Source organism: Pseudomonas sp. Pseu.R1 (assembly GCF_045764065.1).
In the GTDB taxonomy this organism is placed as follows: Bacteria; Pseudomonadota; Gammaproteobacteria; order Pseudomonadales; family Pseudomonadaceae; genus Aquipseudomonas.
The window spans coordinates 4,928,893-4,943,931 of record NZ_JBJGEE020000001.1 but is presented as its reverse complement, the minus strand read 5'-3'; the positions used below and the strand labels follow the sequence as shown (position 1 = coordinate 4,943,931).

Sequence of the window (15,039 nt, the reverse complement as noted above, 5' to 3'; positions counted from 1 at the left end):
CAGGCGCCTTGCGGTCGAGTTTTAATAAATTCGTCTGTTGGCTTTCAACGATACTGCAGGAAGACGTTCTCTCGTCCGAACTGGTCACGCAGCGCCTGAATCAGGCTGTCTGCGGGATCGATCCGCCACGCTTCGCCAAACTGCAGCAGCGCTCTGGCATCCTGCCCGGTGTAATCGAGCGTGATCGGGCACGCCCCCCGATGCTTCCTGCACAGGTCCCCCAGCCAGCGTAGACGATCGCCTTTGAGCGCTTCGCTACGCACGGTCAGGCGTAAACTTTCAGCGAGGCCGGTCCGCGCCTCTTCCAGACTCATGACCCGCTTGGCCCGCAGGCGCAGCCCTCCGGAGAAGTCGTCCGAACTGACCTCGCCTTCAACGACCACCATCGCGTCGGTTTGCAACAGCGATTGCGCGGCCTGGAACGAGTCGGCGAACAACGACGCCTCGATGCGCCCTGAACGGTCGTCCAGGGTGATGAAGCCCATCTTGTCGCCCTTTTTGTTCTTCATCACCCGCAACGCGATGATCAGGCCGGCCACGGTCTGAGTGTCGCGCGCAGGCTTGAGATCAACGATGCGCTGACGCGCGAAGCGGCGAATCTCGCCTTCGTATTCGTCAATCGGGTGCCCGGTCAGATAAAGACCCAGCGTTTCTTTCTCCCCGCGCAAACGCTCCTTGAGAGTGACCTCGCGGGCATTGCGATGGTTCGCGTAAACATCGGCATCGGCCTCGTCGAACAGGCCACCAAACAGGTCGGAGTGACCGCTGTCGTGGCTGCGCGCGGTCTGTTCGGCGGCTTGAATCGCCTCTTCCAGCGCAGCCAGCAACACGCCGCGATTGCGGTCGATATTGGCGTGATATTGCTTGGGCTCGTCATAGAAAAACGGGCCGAGACGATCCAGCGCACCACTGCTGATCAACCCGCCGAGGGTCCGTTTGTTGACGCGTTTGAGGTCGATGCGCTCACAGAAATCGAACAGATCCTTGAACGGCCCGGCCTGGCGCGCTTCGGTGATGGCCTCGACCGGCCCCTCGCCCACGCCCTTGATCGCGCCGAGACCGTACACGATGCGGCCTTCGTCGTTCACCGTGAACTTGAATTCGGAGTTGTTCACGTCCGGCGCATCGAGGCGCAGCTTCATGGTCCGCACTTCTTCGATCAAGGTCACGACCTTGTCGGTGTTGTGCATGTCCGCTGACAGCACCGCCGCCATGAACGGCGCCGGGTAGTGCTTCTTCAGCCACGCGGTCTGGTACGACACCAGGCCATAGGCCGCAGAGTGGGATTTGTTGAAACCGTAACCGGCGAACTTTTCCACCAGGTCGAAAATGTTACCGGCCAGATCGGCATCGATGCCGTTCGTGGCGCAGCCTTCGATGAAACCGCCACGCTGTTTGGCCATTTCCTCGGGTTTCTTTTTACCCATGGCGCGACGCAGCATGTCTGCACCACCAAGGGTGTAACCGGCCATGACCTGTGCGATCTGCATCACCTGCTCTTGGTACAGGATGATGCCGTAGGTCGGTGCCAACACCGGCTGCAGACCTTCGTACTGGTAATCCGGATGCGGATAAGCCAACTCTGCGCGACCGTGCTTACGGTTGATGAAGTCATCCACCATGCCCGATTGCAACGGACCGGGGCGGAACAGAGCCACCAGTGCGATGAGGTCTTCCAGGCAGTCGGGCTTGAGCTTTTTGATCAGCTCTTTCATGCCACGGGATTCAAGCTGGAACACTGCCGTGGTTTCGGCCTTTTGCAGCAGATCGTAGGTCGGCGCGTCGTCCAGAGGGATGAAGGCAATGTCCAACGGCTCCTCGCCTGCCTTGGCGCGGTCGCGGTTGATGGTTTTCATCGCCCAGTCGATGATCGTCAGCGTCCGCAGGCCGAGGAAGTCGAACTTCACCAGACCCGCCGCCTCGACATCGTCCTTGTCGTACTGGGTCACCAGACCGCTACCCTCTTCGTCGCAGTAAATCGCGGCAAAGTCAGTCAGCTTGGTCGGCGCGATCACCACCCCACCGGCGTGCTTACCGACGTTACGCACAACGCCTTCCAGCTTGCGCGCCATCTCCCAGATTTCCGCACCTTCTTCGTCGGTCTTGAGGAAGTCGCGCAGGATCTCTTCCTGCTCGTAGGCTTTTTCCAGGGTCATGCCGACTTCGAACGGGATCATCTTGGACAGACGATCCGCCAAACCGAAGGATTTACCCTGCGCCCGCGCCACGTCCCGAACCACCGCCTTGGCGGCCATGGAACCGAAGGTGATGATCTGGCTCACCGCGTTGCGGCCATATTTGTCGGCCACGTACTCGATCACGCGGTCGCGACCATCCATGCAAAAGTCGACGTCGAAGTCGGGCATGGAAACCCGCTCCGGGTTAAGGAAACGTTCGAACAGCAGGTCATAGGCCAGCGGATCGAGGTCGGTAATTTTCTGCACATACGCGACCAGCGACCCGGCACCCGAACCCCGGCCCGGCCCCACCGGCACACCGTTGTTCTTGGCCCACTGAATGAAGTCCATAACGATGAGGAAGTAACCGGGGAACCCCATCTGGATGATGATATCCAGTTCGAAATTCAGCCGGTCGACGTAGACCTGACGCTTGGCTTCATAGTTGGGCGTGGTGTCTTTCGGCCACAGCACCGCCAAGCGCTCTTCAAGCCCTTCGAAGGACACCTTGCGGAAATATTCGTCGATGGTCAGACCATCGGGGATCGGGAAATTGGGCAGGAAGTGCTTGCCCAGACGCACATCGATGTTGCAACGCTTGGCGATCTCGACGGTGTTCTGCACCGCATCGGGCAAATCGCTGAACAGCTCGATCATTTCATCGGCGCTTTTCAGGTACTGCTGGTCGCTGTAATTTTTCGAGCGGCGCGGATCGTCCAGCGCCCGGCCCTCCCCGATGCACACACGCGTTTCGTGGGCTTCGAAGTCTTCCTGTTTGATAAAACGCACATCGTTGGTCGCTACCAACGGCACACCGTGACGGTCTGCCAATGCGACAGCGGCGTGCAGATGTTCCTCGTCGTTGACGCGGTTGGTGCGCTGGATCTCGATGTAGAACCGATCCCCAAACACCGACACCCACTCCTTGAGCAGTTCGTCAGCTTCCGCTGGATCGCCGCCCAACAAGGCCATGCCGATTTCGCCTTCTTTCGCAGCGGAGAGCGCAATCAGCCCCTCGTTCGCCTCGGCCACCCAATCGCGCTCGATGATGACCAGGCCGTTGCGCTGGCCGGTCATGAAGCCCCGGGAAATTAACTCGGTCAGGTTCAGGTAGCCTTTGGGATTCATCACCAGCAGGCTCATGCGGCTGAGCGGCGCGTCCTTGCCGCGACCCGCCAGCCAGATGTCGGCGCCACAGATCGGCTTGATGCCCGCGCCCATCGCAGCCTTGTAGAACTTGACCAGCGAGCACAGGTTGTTCTGATCGGTCACTGCCACCGCAGGCATGTTCATCCCGGTCAGCGCCTTGACCAGGGGTTTCACCCGAACCAGGCCATCGACCAGAGAATATTCGGTGTGCATGCGCAGATGAACGAAAGAAGCCGACATGGGTGATCCTATGGCGCACAGAAAACAAAGGCCGGATTGTACCGGCCTCTCAAAAAAACATCAGCCCGCGATTCAGCTGATCGGTAACGACGAGAATCCAGTGGACACCATGAGTTCCCGCGCTTCATAAGCCGCCCGGACGGGGCCGAAAGAACGACGATGAATCGGGGTAGGCCCCAGCCGTGCCAACGCTTCCAGATGAACGGCGGTCGGATAACCCTTGTGCCCAGCCATGCCATAGCCCGGATAGGTCAACTCCATCGCTGCCATTTCCCGATCGCGGGTGACTTTCGCCAGAATCGAGGCCGCCGCAATGGCAGGCACCTTGGCGTCGCCCTGAACCACCGGCGCGCAGGGCACCGACAGTTGGGGGCAACGGTTGCCATCGATCAGCACCAGTTTGGGCGTGATGATCAGGCCCTCGACCGCACGCTTCATGGCCAGCATGGTGGCGTGCAGGATGTTCAGCTCATCGATTTCGTCGACCTCTGCCCGCGCGATGTGCCAGCACAGGGCCTTTTCACATATCTCGTCGAACAGCTTTTCGCGCTTGGCTTCGGTGAGCTTTTTCGAATCGTTCAGCCCCAGAATGGGACGATTGGGATCGAGAATCACCGCAGCGGTCACCACCGCGCCACAGAGCGGGCCACGGCCCACTTCGTCGACACCGGCGACCAGATCCTCGACCAGGTTGAAGTCCAGACCCATTTGCATTGATTGAAGGCTCATTGTGAAGGCGAAGCGCCAATCAGGCTCAATACCGCATCAGCGGCTTGATTGGAGGCGTCGCGTCGCAAGGTACGGTGAATGGCATCAAAGCCTGCTGTCTGTTCCGCGCCGTTGTCGAGCAACGGCAGCAGGGTGTGTGCCAGGGCATCGGGGGTCGCCGCGTCCTGCAGAAGTTCCGGGACCAGCAGTCGCTGGGCCAACAGATTCGGCAGAGACACATACGGACTTTTCACCATCCGCTTGAGGATCCAGTAGGTCAGTGGCGCCAGACGATAGGCCACCACCATCGGTCGCTTGTACAACAGGGCTTCCAGCGTGGCCGTGCCCGAGGCGATCAGAACGGCATCGCAAGCGGCCAGTGCCACATGAGAACGGCCATCGAGCAAGGTCAGTGGGAGTTGGCGTCCTTGCAGGAGCTGTTCGATCTGCACGCGACGTTGCGGGCTTGCACAGGGCAGCACGAAACGCAACTCAGGCCGCGCGGCGAGCAAACGCTCAGCGGCATCGAAGAACAACGCGCCGAGGCGTCCGACTTCGCCGCCACGACTGCCTGGCATCAGAGCAACCACAGGGCCATCACCCAACCCCAGTTCGGCGCGAGCCGCCTGACGATCGGCTTCCAGAGGAATGGTGTCGGCCAGCGGATGCCCAACAAAACGCACCGGAACGCCTTTCTCTTCGTAAAAACGCGCCTCGAACGGCAGCAGCGTCAGCATCAGATCGCACCCTTCGCGAATCTTCAGCACCCGCTTCTGTCGCCACGCCCATACGGACGGACTGACGTAATGAACGGTCTTGATACCGGCCTGGCGCAGTTTGAGTTCGATATTGAGGGTGAAATCCGGGGCATCGATGCCAATGAACACGTCCGGTTTTTCACCGATCAGGGTCTGGATCAGCAGTTTGCGGCGCGCCAGCAACTCTTTCAGTCGGCCCAACACTTCCACCAGCCCCATGACCGACAAACGTTCCATGGGGAAGTAAGAGTCCATGCCCTCGGCTTCCATGAGCGGACCGCCCACACCGATGAACTGCGCATCCGGATGGCGAGCTTTAATCGCACGCATAAGCCCGGAACCGAGAATGTCGCCGGAGGCTTCCCCGGCGACCAGCGCAATACGCAAGGCCGCCATGGTCAGCGAGTAATGCCGCGAGTCGAGTTCTGAATGGACTCAAGGAACAGCGCGACTTCCGGGAACTGCGCAGCCGGTTCGGCCAGCTCGACAATCGCCTGCTCAACGGTGAGGCCCTGGCGATAAACCGTTTTGTAGGCACGACGCAGTGCGTGGATCGAGTCGTCCGAAAAACCGCGACGGCGCATGCCTTCGAAGTTCATGCTGCGCGCCTCGGCCGGGTTGCCGAATACGGTCACGAATGCCGGAACGTCCTTGCCGATTGCCGTGCCCATGCCGGAAAAGCTGTGAGCACCGATGTGACAATACTGGTGAACCAGAGTGAAACCGGACAGGATCGCCCAGTCCGCCACATGAACGTGGCCAGCCAGCGCGGTGTTGTTGACCAGGATGCAGTGATTGCCGATGACGCTGTCGTGCCCGATGTGGGCGTACGCCATGATCAGGTTGTGATCGCCAATGGTGGTCTCGGCGCGGTCCTGAATGGTGCCCCGATGAATCGTCACGCCTTCGCGAATCACGTTGTGATCGCCAATGACCAGGCGCGTCGCTTCGCCCTTGTACTTGAGATCAGGCGTGTCCTCACCTACCGAGGAGAACTGGTAGATGTGGTTATGTTTGCCGATTTTGGTCGGGCCACGCAGGATCACGTGCGGGCCAATCACCGTACCCTCGCCAATTTCCACACCAGGTCCGACGATCGACCACGGGCCGACCTCCACATCGTCGGCCAGAATGGCCGTCGGATCGATGATCGCGCGAGGGTCAATCAAACTCATAGCTTGCGTTCCGCACAGATGATTTCAGCGGAGCAGACCGGCTTGCCATCGACCGACGCCTGGCATTCGAACTTCCAGATCTGACGCTTGCAGCTGATGAACTTGGCTTCAAGGATCAGTTGGTCGCCCGGCAACACTGGCTGGCGGAAACGCAGCTTGTCGGAGCCCACGAAGTAATACAGAGTGCCGTCCGCAGGTTTCACGTCAAGCATTTTGAAACCCAGAATACCGGCAGCCTGAGCCATGGCTTCGATAATCAACACACCCGGCATGATCGGATGCGCCGGGAAGTGCCCATTGAAGAACGGCTCATTGATGCTGACATTCTTATAGGCACGAATGCTCTTGTTCTCAACATCCAGCGCCACCACACGGTCCACGAGCAGGAACGGGTAACGGTGGGGCAGATATTCGCGGATTTCGTTGATGTCCATCATTTCGAGAGGAAGCCTGTAGTCAAGAATGGGAGTGCGCGACGAACGCGCAGCACTCCTCTAGCAAATCAAGGAGGCAGTTTATCGGCTGTACACGCTTGATAAGAAAAAAATATCAGCTATCAGATGACGCTTTACCGCCCGAGGTCACGGCCTCGACAATCTTTTCCAGCTGCTGCAGCCGCCGCGACATGCCATCGAGCTTACGAATACGGGCCGCGCTCTTGCGCCACTCAGCAGCAGGCTGCATCGCCGTGCCGGAGGAATAGGAACCCGGCTCGGTGATCGAATGGGTCACCATGGTCATGCCGGTGATGAAAACTCCGTCGCAAATATCGATATGCCCCACCAGCCCGACACCGCCTGCGAGCATGCAGTGCTTGCCGATTTTCGTGCTGCCGGAAATGCCGACACACGCCGCCATGGCCGTGTGATCGCCCACTTGAACGTTGTGCGCAATCTGAATCTGGTTATCCAGCTTCACGCCATTGCCGATACGGGTGTCGTCCATCGCACCACGGTCGATGGCCGTGTTCACGCCGATTTCCACGTCATCACCAATGGTCACACCGCCGATCTGAGCGATTTTCTGCCAGACGCCCTTCTCGTTGGCGAAACCGAAGCCCTCGCCACCCAGAACCGCGCCGGACTGGATCACCACACGCTGACCGATACGCACATCGTGGTAAAGCGTCACGCGAGGTGCGAGCCAGCCGCCGTCGCCAATGACACTGCGCGCACCGACGTAGCACTGCGCACCGAGGGTCACGCCTGCACCAATCTTCGCGCCGCTTTCAATGACCACGTAGGGACCGACACTGGCGCTCGGATCAACGAACGCATCCTGCGCGACGACCGCCGTCGGGTGAATACCCGCCGCAGCCTTGGGCTTGGGGTCGAACAGGTGGGAAATTCGCGCGTACGCCAGATACGGATCGGCGATCAGCAAGGCATTGCCGTCGTAATCTTCAGCATCTGCTGGCTTGAGTAGTACGGCAGCGGCCTGGGTCGTGGCGAGGAATTTTCGATATTGGGGGTTGGCCAGAAAACTGACCTGCCCGGCGCCCGCCTCCTGCAAGGTGGCGAGTCCGGTGATTTCCTTGTCCGCCGGGCCACGCAGTGTGGCCCCGAGGAACTCGGCCAACTGGCCGAGGGTGGTAGTCGCAGTCATGAAGTTACTTCAACTGGTTCATGCGCTCGATCACCTGGCGAGTGACGTCGTATTGTGGCTTGACGTCAATCACGGCACCGCGCTCGAACACCAGGTCATAGCCGCCTTTCTTGATGACTTCTTCAACGGCCTGATCCAGCTTCGGTTTCAGTTGCTTGAGCATGTCGCGGTCAGCAACGGCTTTGGCTTCGTTCAGCTCCTTGGACTGGAACTGGAAGTCACGGGCTTTCTGTTTGAAGTCCAGCTCCAGCTTCTCGCGCTCAGGCTGAGCCATCTTGTCGCCGCCCGCCACCAGACGATCCTGAATACCCTTGGCGCTGCTTTCCAGTGCTTTGAGCTTGGTCAGTTGCGGGCCGAATTTCTTTTCTGCGTCAACGGCATACTTCTTGGCAGCATCCGATTCCAGCAGCGCCATCTGATAGTTCAGGACAGCGATTTTCATGTCAGCGAATGCCGGGCCTGCAACCAAAACCGTTGCCAGCAATGCCAATTGGGTCAACTTACGCACGTTGTAACTCCTACAGAATCCGTTGTCGTGACAGTGATCAGACCCTTAGAAGGTCTGACCGAGAGAGAATTGGAAGACCTGGGTTTCGGTGTTGTCGTCCGGCTTCTTGATCGGCATCGCCAGTGCGAAGCTCAATGGACCCAGAGCGGTAACCCACGTCACGCCAACACCGACCGAGCTGGCCAGGCCAGACAGGTCAGGGCCGTTACATTCAACTTTTTCACCGTTGACTGTGGTTTTGGTGCTACCACAGTTGGTGTTGAACACGTTACCCACGTCCCAGAACAGCGAGGTACGCAGAGAACGCTGGTCCTTGATGAACGGCAGCGGGAACAGGATCTCGGCACCGCCAGTGATCAACACGTTACCACCGAACGGCAGCGGGTCTTGATCCGGGTCTTGGGAAGTACCCGGGTTACGTCCGCTACTTGGTGTACTACGAGGACCCAAGGTGCTGTCCTTGAAGCCACGTACCGAGTTGAAACCACCTGCGTAGTAGTTCTCATAGAACGGCAGACCGGAGGTCGAACCGAAACCGTCACCATAGCCCAGCTCCGAGTGCAGGCGCAGGGTGGTGTTGGTGGTCAGTGGATGGAACAGCTGGCCACGGTAGTCAAGTTTGTAGAACGACAGGTCGCTGCCCGGAATGGTGGTTTCCAGCGTCAGGCTTTGGGAATGACCACGAGTTGGCAGGGTGCCTTTGTTCAGGGTCGACTCGGACCAGCCCACGGATGCCTTGAAGTTGGTGAAGCTGTCGCCTTCCTTCTCCAGGAAGTCGAAGATCTCGTCAACGGTGTAAGTACCGGTGTTGATCTCGTCACGCTGCACCGACAGACCGAAGTTCAAACGCGAGGTTTCGCTGATCGGGTAACCCATGTTGATACCGGCACCGATGCTGTCCACCGAGTAGCTGGCGATATCGACATCGAGGTCGTCGTAGTTGGTCTTGCGGTAGAACGCGCTGTAACCCAAGCTCACACCGTCAGGCGTGAAGTACGGATCGACATAGCTGAAGTTGTAGCGGGTCTGGTATTCACTTTTGGTCAGGCCGATGCTGACCTTGTTACCGGTGCCCAGGAAGTTGTTCTGGCTGATCGAACCGCCGAGGATCAGACCGGCACTCTGTGCAAAACCGACGCTCGCGGTGATCGAACCGGAGGCCTGCTCTTCCACGGCATAGTTCACGTCAACCTGATCGTCGGTGCCTGGCACCGCCGGGGTTTCAACGTTCACTTCCTTGAAGAAGCCCAGACGATCAAGACGGGTCTTGGACTGGTCAATCAGATAGGTGGAGGCCCAACCGCCTTCCATCTGACGCATTTCGCGACGCAACACTTCGTCCGCGGTCTTGGTGTTGCCACGGAAGTTGATGCGGTTCACGTAGGCACGCTTGCCCGGATCGACAGCGAACAGAATGTCGACGGTATGGTCTTCATCGTTCGGGGTCGGAACGCCGTTGACGTTGGCGAAGGTATAGCCTTCGTTACCCAGACGACGTGTGATCAGCTCGGAAGTAGTGGTCATGACCTTGCGCGAGAACACCTGGCCCGGTTTGACCAGCAACAGCGAGTTGACCTGATCTTCAGGCACTTTCAGGTCGCCACTCAACTTGACCGACTTGACGGTGTATTTTTCGCCTTCATGAATGTTGACGGTGATGTACACGCTTTTCTTGTCAGGGGTGATCGACACCTGAGTCGAGGCGATATCCATGTTGATATAGCCACGGTCAAGGTAGTAGGAACGCAGACGTTCCAGGTCGCCGGACAGTTTTTCCCGGGCGTACTTGTCGTCGTTCTTGAAGAAAGAGAGCCAGTTGGTGGTCTTCAGTTCGAACAGGTCGGTCAGGTCTTCTTCTTTGAAGACCGAGTTGCCGACCACGTTGATGTGCTGGATGGCGGCCACTGCGCCTTCGTTGATGTTGATCTTCAGACCAACGCGGTTACGCGGCTGAGGAACGACTTCAGTGGCGACTTCTGCCGAATAGCGGCCCTGAGCGACATACTGACGCTGCAGCTCGTTACGCACGCCTTCAAGGGTTGCACGCTGGAAGATTTCGCCTTCAGCCAGACCGGATTGCTTCAGGCCCTTCATCAGGTCTTCAGTGGTGATTGCCTTGTTGCCCTCGATCTCGATGCTCGCGACCGACGGACGTTCCACGACAGTGATCACCAGCACGTTGCCATCACGGCCCAGCTGGATGTCCTGGAAGAAACCGGTTTTGAACAACGCGCGCGTGGCTTCGACCAGGCGTGCGTCATCGGCCTGTTCGCCCACGTTCAACGGCAACGCGCCAAAGACGCTGCCTGCGGACACCCGCTGCAGCCCGTTGACACGGATATCGGAGATAGTGAAGGACTCGGCGTGAACTTCGGCGATCATCAGTACGGCAAGAACCGCAGTTAGCAGCAGACGTTTCATGAAGTCCTTTCTTATTCCAACTGGCAATAAACAAACTGCCGCAAAATGCGGCAGATTCACAATTCGGCGTAGCTTTTACAGTCGTCCCAGATCGTTGACCAGTGCGAGTAACATGACTCCGACCACCAGACTGACTCCGATCTGAACCCCCCAGCCCTGAACCTTTTCCGACAGCGGACGACCACGCGCCCACTCGATCAGATAAAACAGCAAGTGCCCCCCGTCCAACACTGGAATGGGCAGCAAATTGAGAACCCCCAGGCTTATGCTCAGATAAGCGAGGAAATTCAAGAAGTCACCAACACCTGACTGGGCCGAAGCGCCCGCCACTTTAGCAATGGTTATCGGTCCGCTCAAGTTTTTTACCGAGAGCTCGCCGAACAGCATTTTCTTCAGCGAATCGAGGGTCAGCACGCTCATCGTCCAGGTACGACGAGCCCCTTCTGCAACAGCAGCCACAGGCCCGTAGCTGACTTCGCGAAGCATCTCCGGCGGCCAGTCAACGGCTTTGACACCAGCCCCCAAGTACCCCGTTGCCGCTTTGCCCTCACCGCGAACCGCGAGCGTGACCGGGACCTCGATTGTCGCACCGTCACGCTCGACACCGAGTGTGATCTTGGTATCAGGACGGACACGAACCCAATCGACGACCTGCTGCCACTCCTCGACCGATTGCCCATTGAGCGTCAGCAGACGATCTCCGGTCTTCAAGCCTGCCGCCTGGGCCGGGCCTTTGGGGTCAAGTTCTGCCAGAACAGGCAACAAGGCCGGGCGCCACGGACGAATCCCCAGCGAATGAATCGGATCTGGCTCATCGGCGCCTTTGAGCCAGTTATCCAGAACCAATGTGCGCGGCATATCGACGTCAGAGCCCTTGTCGCGGACCTTCAAGGCGATGCTGCCGGTCTCCCCCAGACGACGAACCAGCTGCAAATTGACCGCTGCCCAGCCCGTGGTGGTTTCGCCATCAATGGAAACAATTTCCTGGCCGGAAACGAGGCCCGCCTTTTCTGCAATGCTCCCCGCCTCCACGCCACCGATGACAGGGCGAAGCTGCTGACTGCCCAGCATGGCCAGCACCCAGAAGAATGCGATGGCCAGCAAAAAGTTTGCAACCGGGCCAGCGATGACAATGGCGATACGCTGATACACGGTTTTGCGATTGAACGCCTGATCGACGAGGTGAGCAGGCACATCGCCTTCGCGCTCGTCGAGCATTTTCACGTAGCCACCCAGCGGAATGGCAGCTACGACATATTCGGTTCCCTTACGGTCATGCCAGCGCAGCAGCGGCATGCCGAAGCCCACCGAGAAGCGCAGCACTTTTACGCCGCAACGCCGGGCCACCCAGAAGTGGCCAAATTCGTGAAACGTCACCAGCACGCCCAACGCAATCAGGGTGCCGACAATCATGTAAAGCGCGCTCATCGCAGTTCTCCGGGTATCGGTCCGGCGCTGCGGGCAGGTATTGCTTGAGCACCCACCCCCGCCGACACACCTGCATCGTGTGACACATGTCGCCTATCGATCATTTCGCGCGAGCCACTGCTCAGCCAGGCTTCGCGCCCTGGCGTCGACTTGGAACACCGTCTCCAGCTCGCCCATCGCCATGATCGGCTCCGCATTCAAGACTTCGTCGATCATACTCGCGATTTCCGGAAAACGAATGCGTCGATCAAGAAACGCCGCCACCGCGACCTCATTGACCGCGTTCAGCATGGCCGGAGCACTGCCCCCTGCCTCCGCAGCTTGCCGTGCCAGACGCAGGCAAGGGAAGCGCACTTCGTCCGGCGCCTGAAAATCCAGCCGCGCAATGCTGAACAGATCCAGAGGCGCAACGCCCGAATCAATTCGCTCAGGCCAGGCCAGTGCGTGGGCAATGGGAGTACGCATGTCGGGATTGCCCAACTGAGCCAGCACCGAACCGTCCACATAATCCACCATCGAGTGGATGACGCTCTGAGGGTGGACCACGACTTCAATACGAGCCGGCGCACAATCGAACAGCCAGCAAGCCTCGATCAGCTCAAGCCCCTTGTTCATCATGCTGGCTGAATCCACGGAAATCTTGCGACCCATGGACCAGTTTGGATGCGCGCAGGCTTGCTCGGGGGAGACATGCTCCAGCTCCGAAAGCGGCGTTTCCCGAAACGGACCACCGGACGCGGTCAGCAACACCCGGCGCACGCCCACGGCGTCGAGGCCCTTGGCGTAGTTGCCGGGCAGGCATTGAAAAATAGCGTTGTGCTCGCTATCCAGCGGCAACAAAACGGTCCCGCTGCGCTGAACCGCTTGCATGAACAGCGCGCCAGACATGACCAACGCTTCCTTGTTGGCCAGCAGTACCTTCTTGCCCGCTTCAACGGCGGCGAGCGTAGGCCTCAAGCCAGCAGCACCTACGATCGCGGCCAGAACAGTATCGACTTGCGGATGGGCAGACACTTCACAAAGGCCACCCTCCCCTACCAAAACCCGCGTATCAAGCCCCGCAGCGCGCAGGTCGTCCTGCAACTGCCGTGCGGCCAGCGTCGTTGGCACCACCGCGAACTGCGGAGTGTGCCGCACGCACAGCGCCAGCAACTCCTTCAGCCGTGTATAACCCGTCAGCGCGAACACCTTGTAGCGCGCGGGGTGACGGGCAATGACGTCAAGGGTACTAAGGCCAATGGAGCCGGTGGCGCCGAGCACCGTGATGTGTTGAGGCTTGCTCACATTAAGCCCCAATCTTTGGCTGCCCACAGCAGCAGCGCGAACACCGGGATCGCAGCGGTCAGACTGTCGATGCGGTCCAGTACGCCGCCATGCCCGGGCAACAGGTTACTGCTGTCCTTCACGCCGGACTTGCGCTTGAACATGCTCTCTGTGAGGTCACCCACAACAGACACCAGCACCACGATGGCGGCACACACCAGCGCAAAGATGATTTCGGAAACCGCCCAACCACGACCGATCCCCACCGCCAGTGTGATCAACAGGCACGCCGCCAGACCACCGTAAAGACCTTCCCAGCTTTTTCCCGGACTGACTTTCGGCGCCAGCTTTCGCTTGCCGAATGCCTTTCCGGAGAAATAGGCACCGATGTCTGCCCCCCAAACCAGAACCATGACAGCGAGGATCAGCCAGTTACCCGATGGCGAAAGCTTGATGAGAATCAGCCCTTGCCAGGCAGGCAGCAGAATCAGCAAACCGATGACCAACTTGCACAGCACGCTGGACCAATGCTCGCTCGATTCCGGGTAGGTCAAGACCAGCCAGGTCGCTGCCAGCCACCAGAGCAGTGCCGCGACCAGTAGCCACGGTGCGAGGCCCGGCAACAGGTAGAGCAGAAAAAGCAGCACCGCCACCGCAGCGGCATACACCACACGAATGGACTGGCTTTCAAAACCGGCGAGACGTGCCCATTCCCAGGCACCCAGGGCAACGACAGCGCCAATGAACAGTGCGAAGTAACCGCCTTCAAGCAGAAAAAAACCGCACAGCGCCAGAGGCGCGAGAATCAACGCCGTAATGATTCGTTGTTTGAGCATTAAGCACGGGCTCCGGCTTCCACCTGCTCGCTGGTCTTACCAAAGCGGCGCTGGCGCGAAGCGAAATCGGCCAGCGCATGGCGCATGGCATCGTGTTTGAAGTCCGGCCAGAACAGGTCGGAGAAATACAGCTCGGCATAAGCGAGCTGCCACAGCAGAAAGTTGCTGATGCGATGCTCCCCCCCGGTACGAATGCACAGGTCGGGTAGCGGCAGATCACCGGTCGCAAGACAGGTTTGCAACAACTCGGGCGTAATGTCTTCCGGGCGCAAATGCCCGGCCTGAACCTCACGCGCCAAACGCTGCGCCGCTTGAGCAATATCCCACTGACCGCCGTAATTGGCGGCGATCTGCAGGACAAAGCGACTATTACCGGCGGTAGAGGCCTCAGCTTCGCGAATCGCGGCCTGAAGTTCCGGATGAAAGCGCGAACGGTCACCAATGATGCGCAAGCTGATGCCGTTCTCGTTCAAGCGCCGGGTCTCCCGACGCAGGGCGGTGAAGAACAACTCCATCAACGCCCCGACCTCTTCCGCAGGGCGCTGCCAGTTCTCACTGGAGAAGGCGAACAGCGTCAGCACCTCGACCCCGGCCTCGGCACACACTTCAATCACTGCCCGAACAGCATCCACCCCAGCCTTGTGACCCGCCACACCTGGTAACAGACGCTTCTTCGCCCAGCGATTGTTTCCATCCATGATGATCGCGACATGGCGCGGTACCGACGACGGCACAGCCAGCTTTGTCTTTTCCATGAAAGCTTCCCGACCC

At 59.2% G+C, this 15,039-nt stretch carries 12 protein-coding genes; all 12 read right to left on the bottom strand.

Annotated elements, in window-relative coordinates:
- Window positions 1-44 precede the first annotated feature (44 nt).
- Complete coding sequence (gene dnaE, locus ACI5GA_RS22485; protein WP_421424305.1) at window positions 45-3,566, bottom strand: DNA polymerase III subunit alpha; 3,522 nt, start codon at window positions 3,564-3,566, stop codon at window positions 45-47.
- Between the two features lie 72 nt (window positions 3,567-3,638).
- Window positions 3,639-4,280 carry a ribonuclease HII gene (rnhB, locus tag ACI5GA_RS22480; protein ID WP_421424304.1) on the bottom strand — a complete coding sequence of 214 codons (642 nt, stop codon included), beginning with the start codon at window positions 4,278-4,280 and terminating at the stop codon, window positions 3,639-3,641.
- Between the two features lie 11 nt (window positions 4,281-4,291).
- On the bottom strand, window positions 4,292-5,428 hold the full coding sequence (gene lpxB / locus ACI5GA_RS22475; RefSeq protein WP_421424303.1) for a lipid-A-disaccharide synthase: 1,137 nt from the start codon (window positions 5,426-5,428) through the stop codon (window positions 4,292-4,294).
- Between the two features lie 2 nt (window positions 5,429-5,430).
- On the bottom strand, window positions 5,431-6,207 hold the full coding sequence (lpxA, locus tag ACI5GA_RS22470) for an acyl-ACP--UDP-N-acetylglucosamine O-acyltransferase (protein ID WP_404637524.1): 777 nt from the start codon (window positions 6,205-6,207) through the stop codon (window positions 5,431-5,433).
- Window positions 6,204-6,644: a 3-hydroxyacyl-ACP dehydratase FabZ gene (fabZ, locus tag ACI5GA_RS22465; protein ID WP_279893329.1), complete on the bottom strand. Its 441-nt coding sequence runs from the start codon at window positions 6,642-6,644 to the stop codon at window positions 6,204-6,206. The genes lpxA and fabZ overlap by 4 nt, the downstream gene beginning before the upstream one ends.
- Before the next feature lie 112 nt (window positions 6,645-6,756).
- A complete protein-coding gene (gene lpxD / locus ACI5GA_RS22460; RefSeq protein WP_421424301.1) occupies window positions 6,757-7,812 on the bottom strand; it encodes a UDP-3-O-(3-hydroxymyristoyl)glucosamine N-acyltransferase in 1,056 nt (351 codons plus the stop codon).
- A gap of 4 nt (window positions 7,813-7,816) precedes the next feature.
- A complete protein-coding gene (locus ACI5GA_RS22455) occupies window positions 7,817-8,320 on the bottom strand; it encodes an OmpH family outer membrane protein (protein ID WP_108235756.1) in 504 nt (167 codons plus the stop codon).
- Window positions 8,321-8,365: 45 nt separating this feature from the next.
- Window positions 8,366-10,741, bottom strand: a complete 2,376-nt coding sequence (gene bamA / locus ACI5GA_RS22450) for an outer membrane protein assembly factor BamA (protein WP_421424299.1) — start codon at window positions 10,739-10,741, stop codon at window positions 8,366-8,368.
- A gap of 75 nt (window positions 10,742-10,816) precedes the next feature.
- On the bottom strand, window positions 10,817-12,169 hold the full coding sequence (gene rseP / locus ACI5GA_RS22445) for a sigma E protease regulator RseP (RefSeq protein WP_404637517.1): 1,353 nt from the start codon (window positions 12,167-12,169) through the stop codon (window positions 10,817-10,819).
- A 93-nt stretch (window positions 12,170-12,262) separates the two neighbouring features.
- Entirely contained in the window at window positions 12,263-13,453 is a 1,191-nt protein-coding gene (gene ispC, locus ACI5GA_RS22440) for a 1-deoxy-D-xylulose-5-phosphate reductoisomerase (protein ID WP_404637515.1), read from the bottom strand.
- Window positions 13,450-14,268 carry a phosphatidate cytidylyltransferase gene (locus tag ACI5GA_RS22435; RefSeq protein ID WP_421424297.1) on the bottom strand — a complete coding sequence of 273 codons (819 nt, stop codon included), beginning with the start codon at window positions 14,266-14,268 and terminating at the stop codon, window positions 13,450-13,452. Before ACI5GA_RS22435 ends, ispC begins: the two co-directional genes overlap by 4 nt.
- Window positions 14,268-15,023, bottom strand: a complete 756-nt coding sequence (uppS, locus tag ACI5GA_RS22430) for a polyprenyl diphosphate synthase (RefSeq protein WP_404637511.1) — start codon at window positions 15,021-15,023, stop codon at window positions 14,268-14,270. Before uppS ends, ACI5GA_RS22435 begins: the two co-directional genes overlap by 1 nt.
- Window positions 15,024-15,039 lie beyond the last annotated feature (16 nt).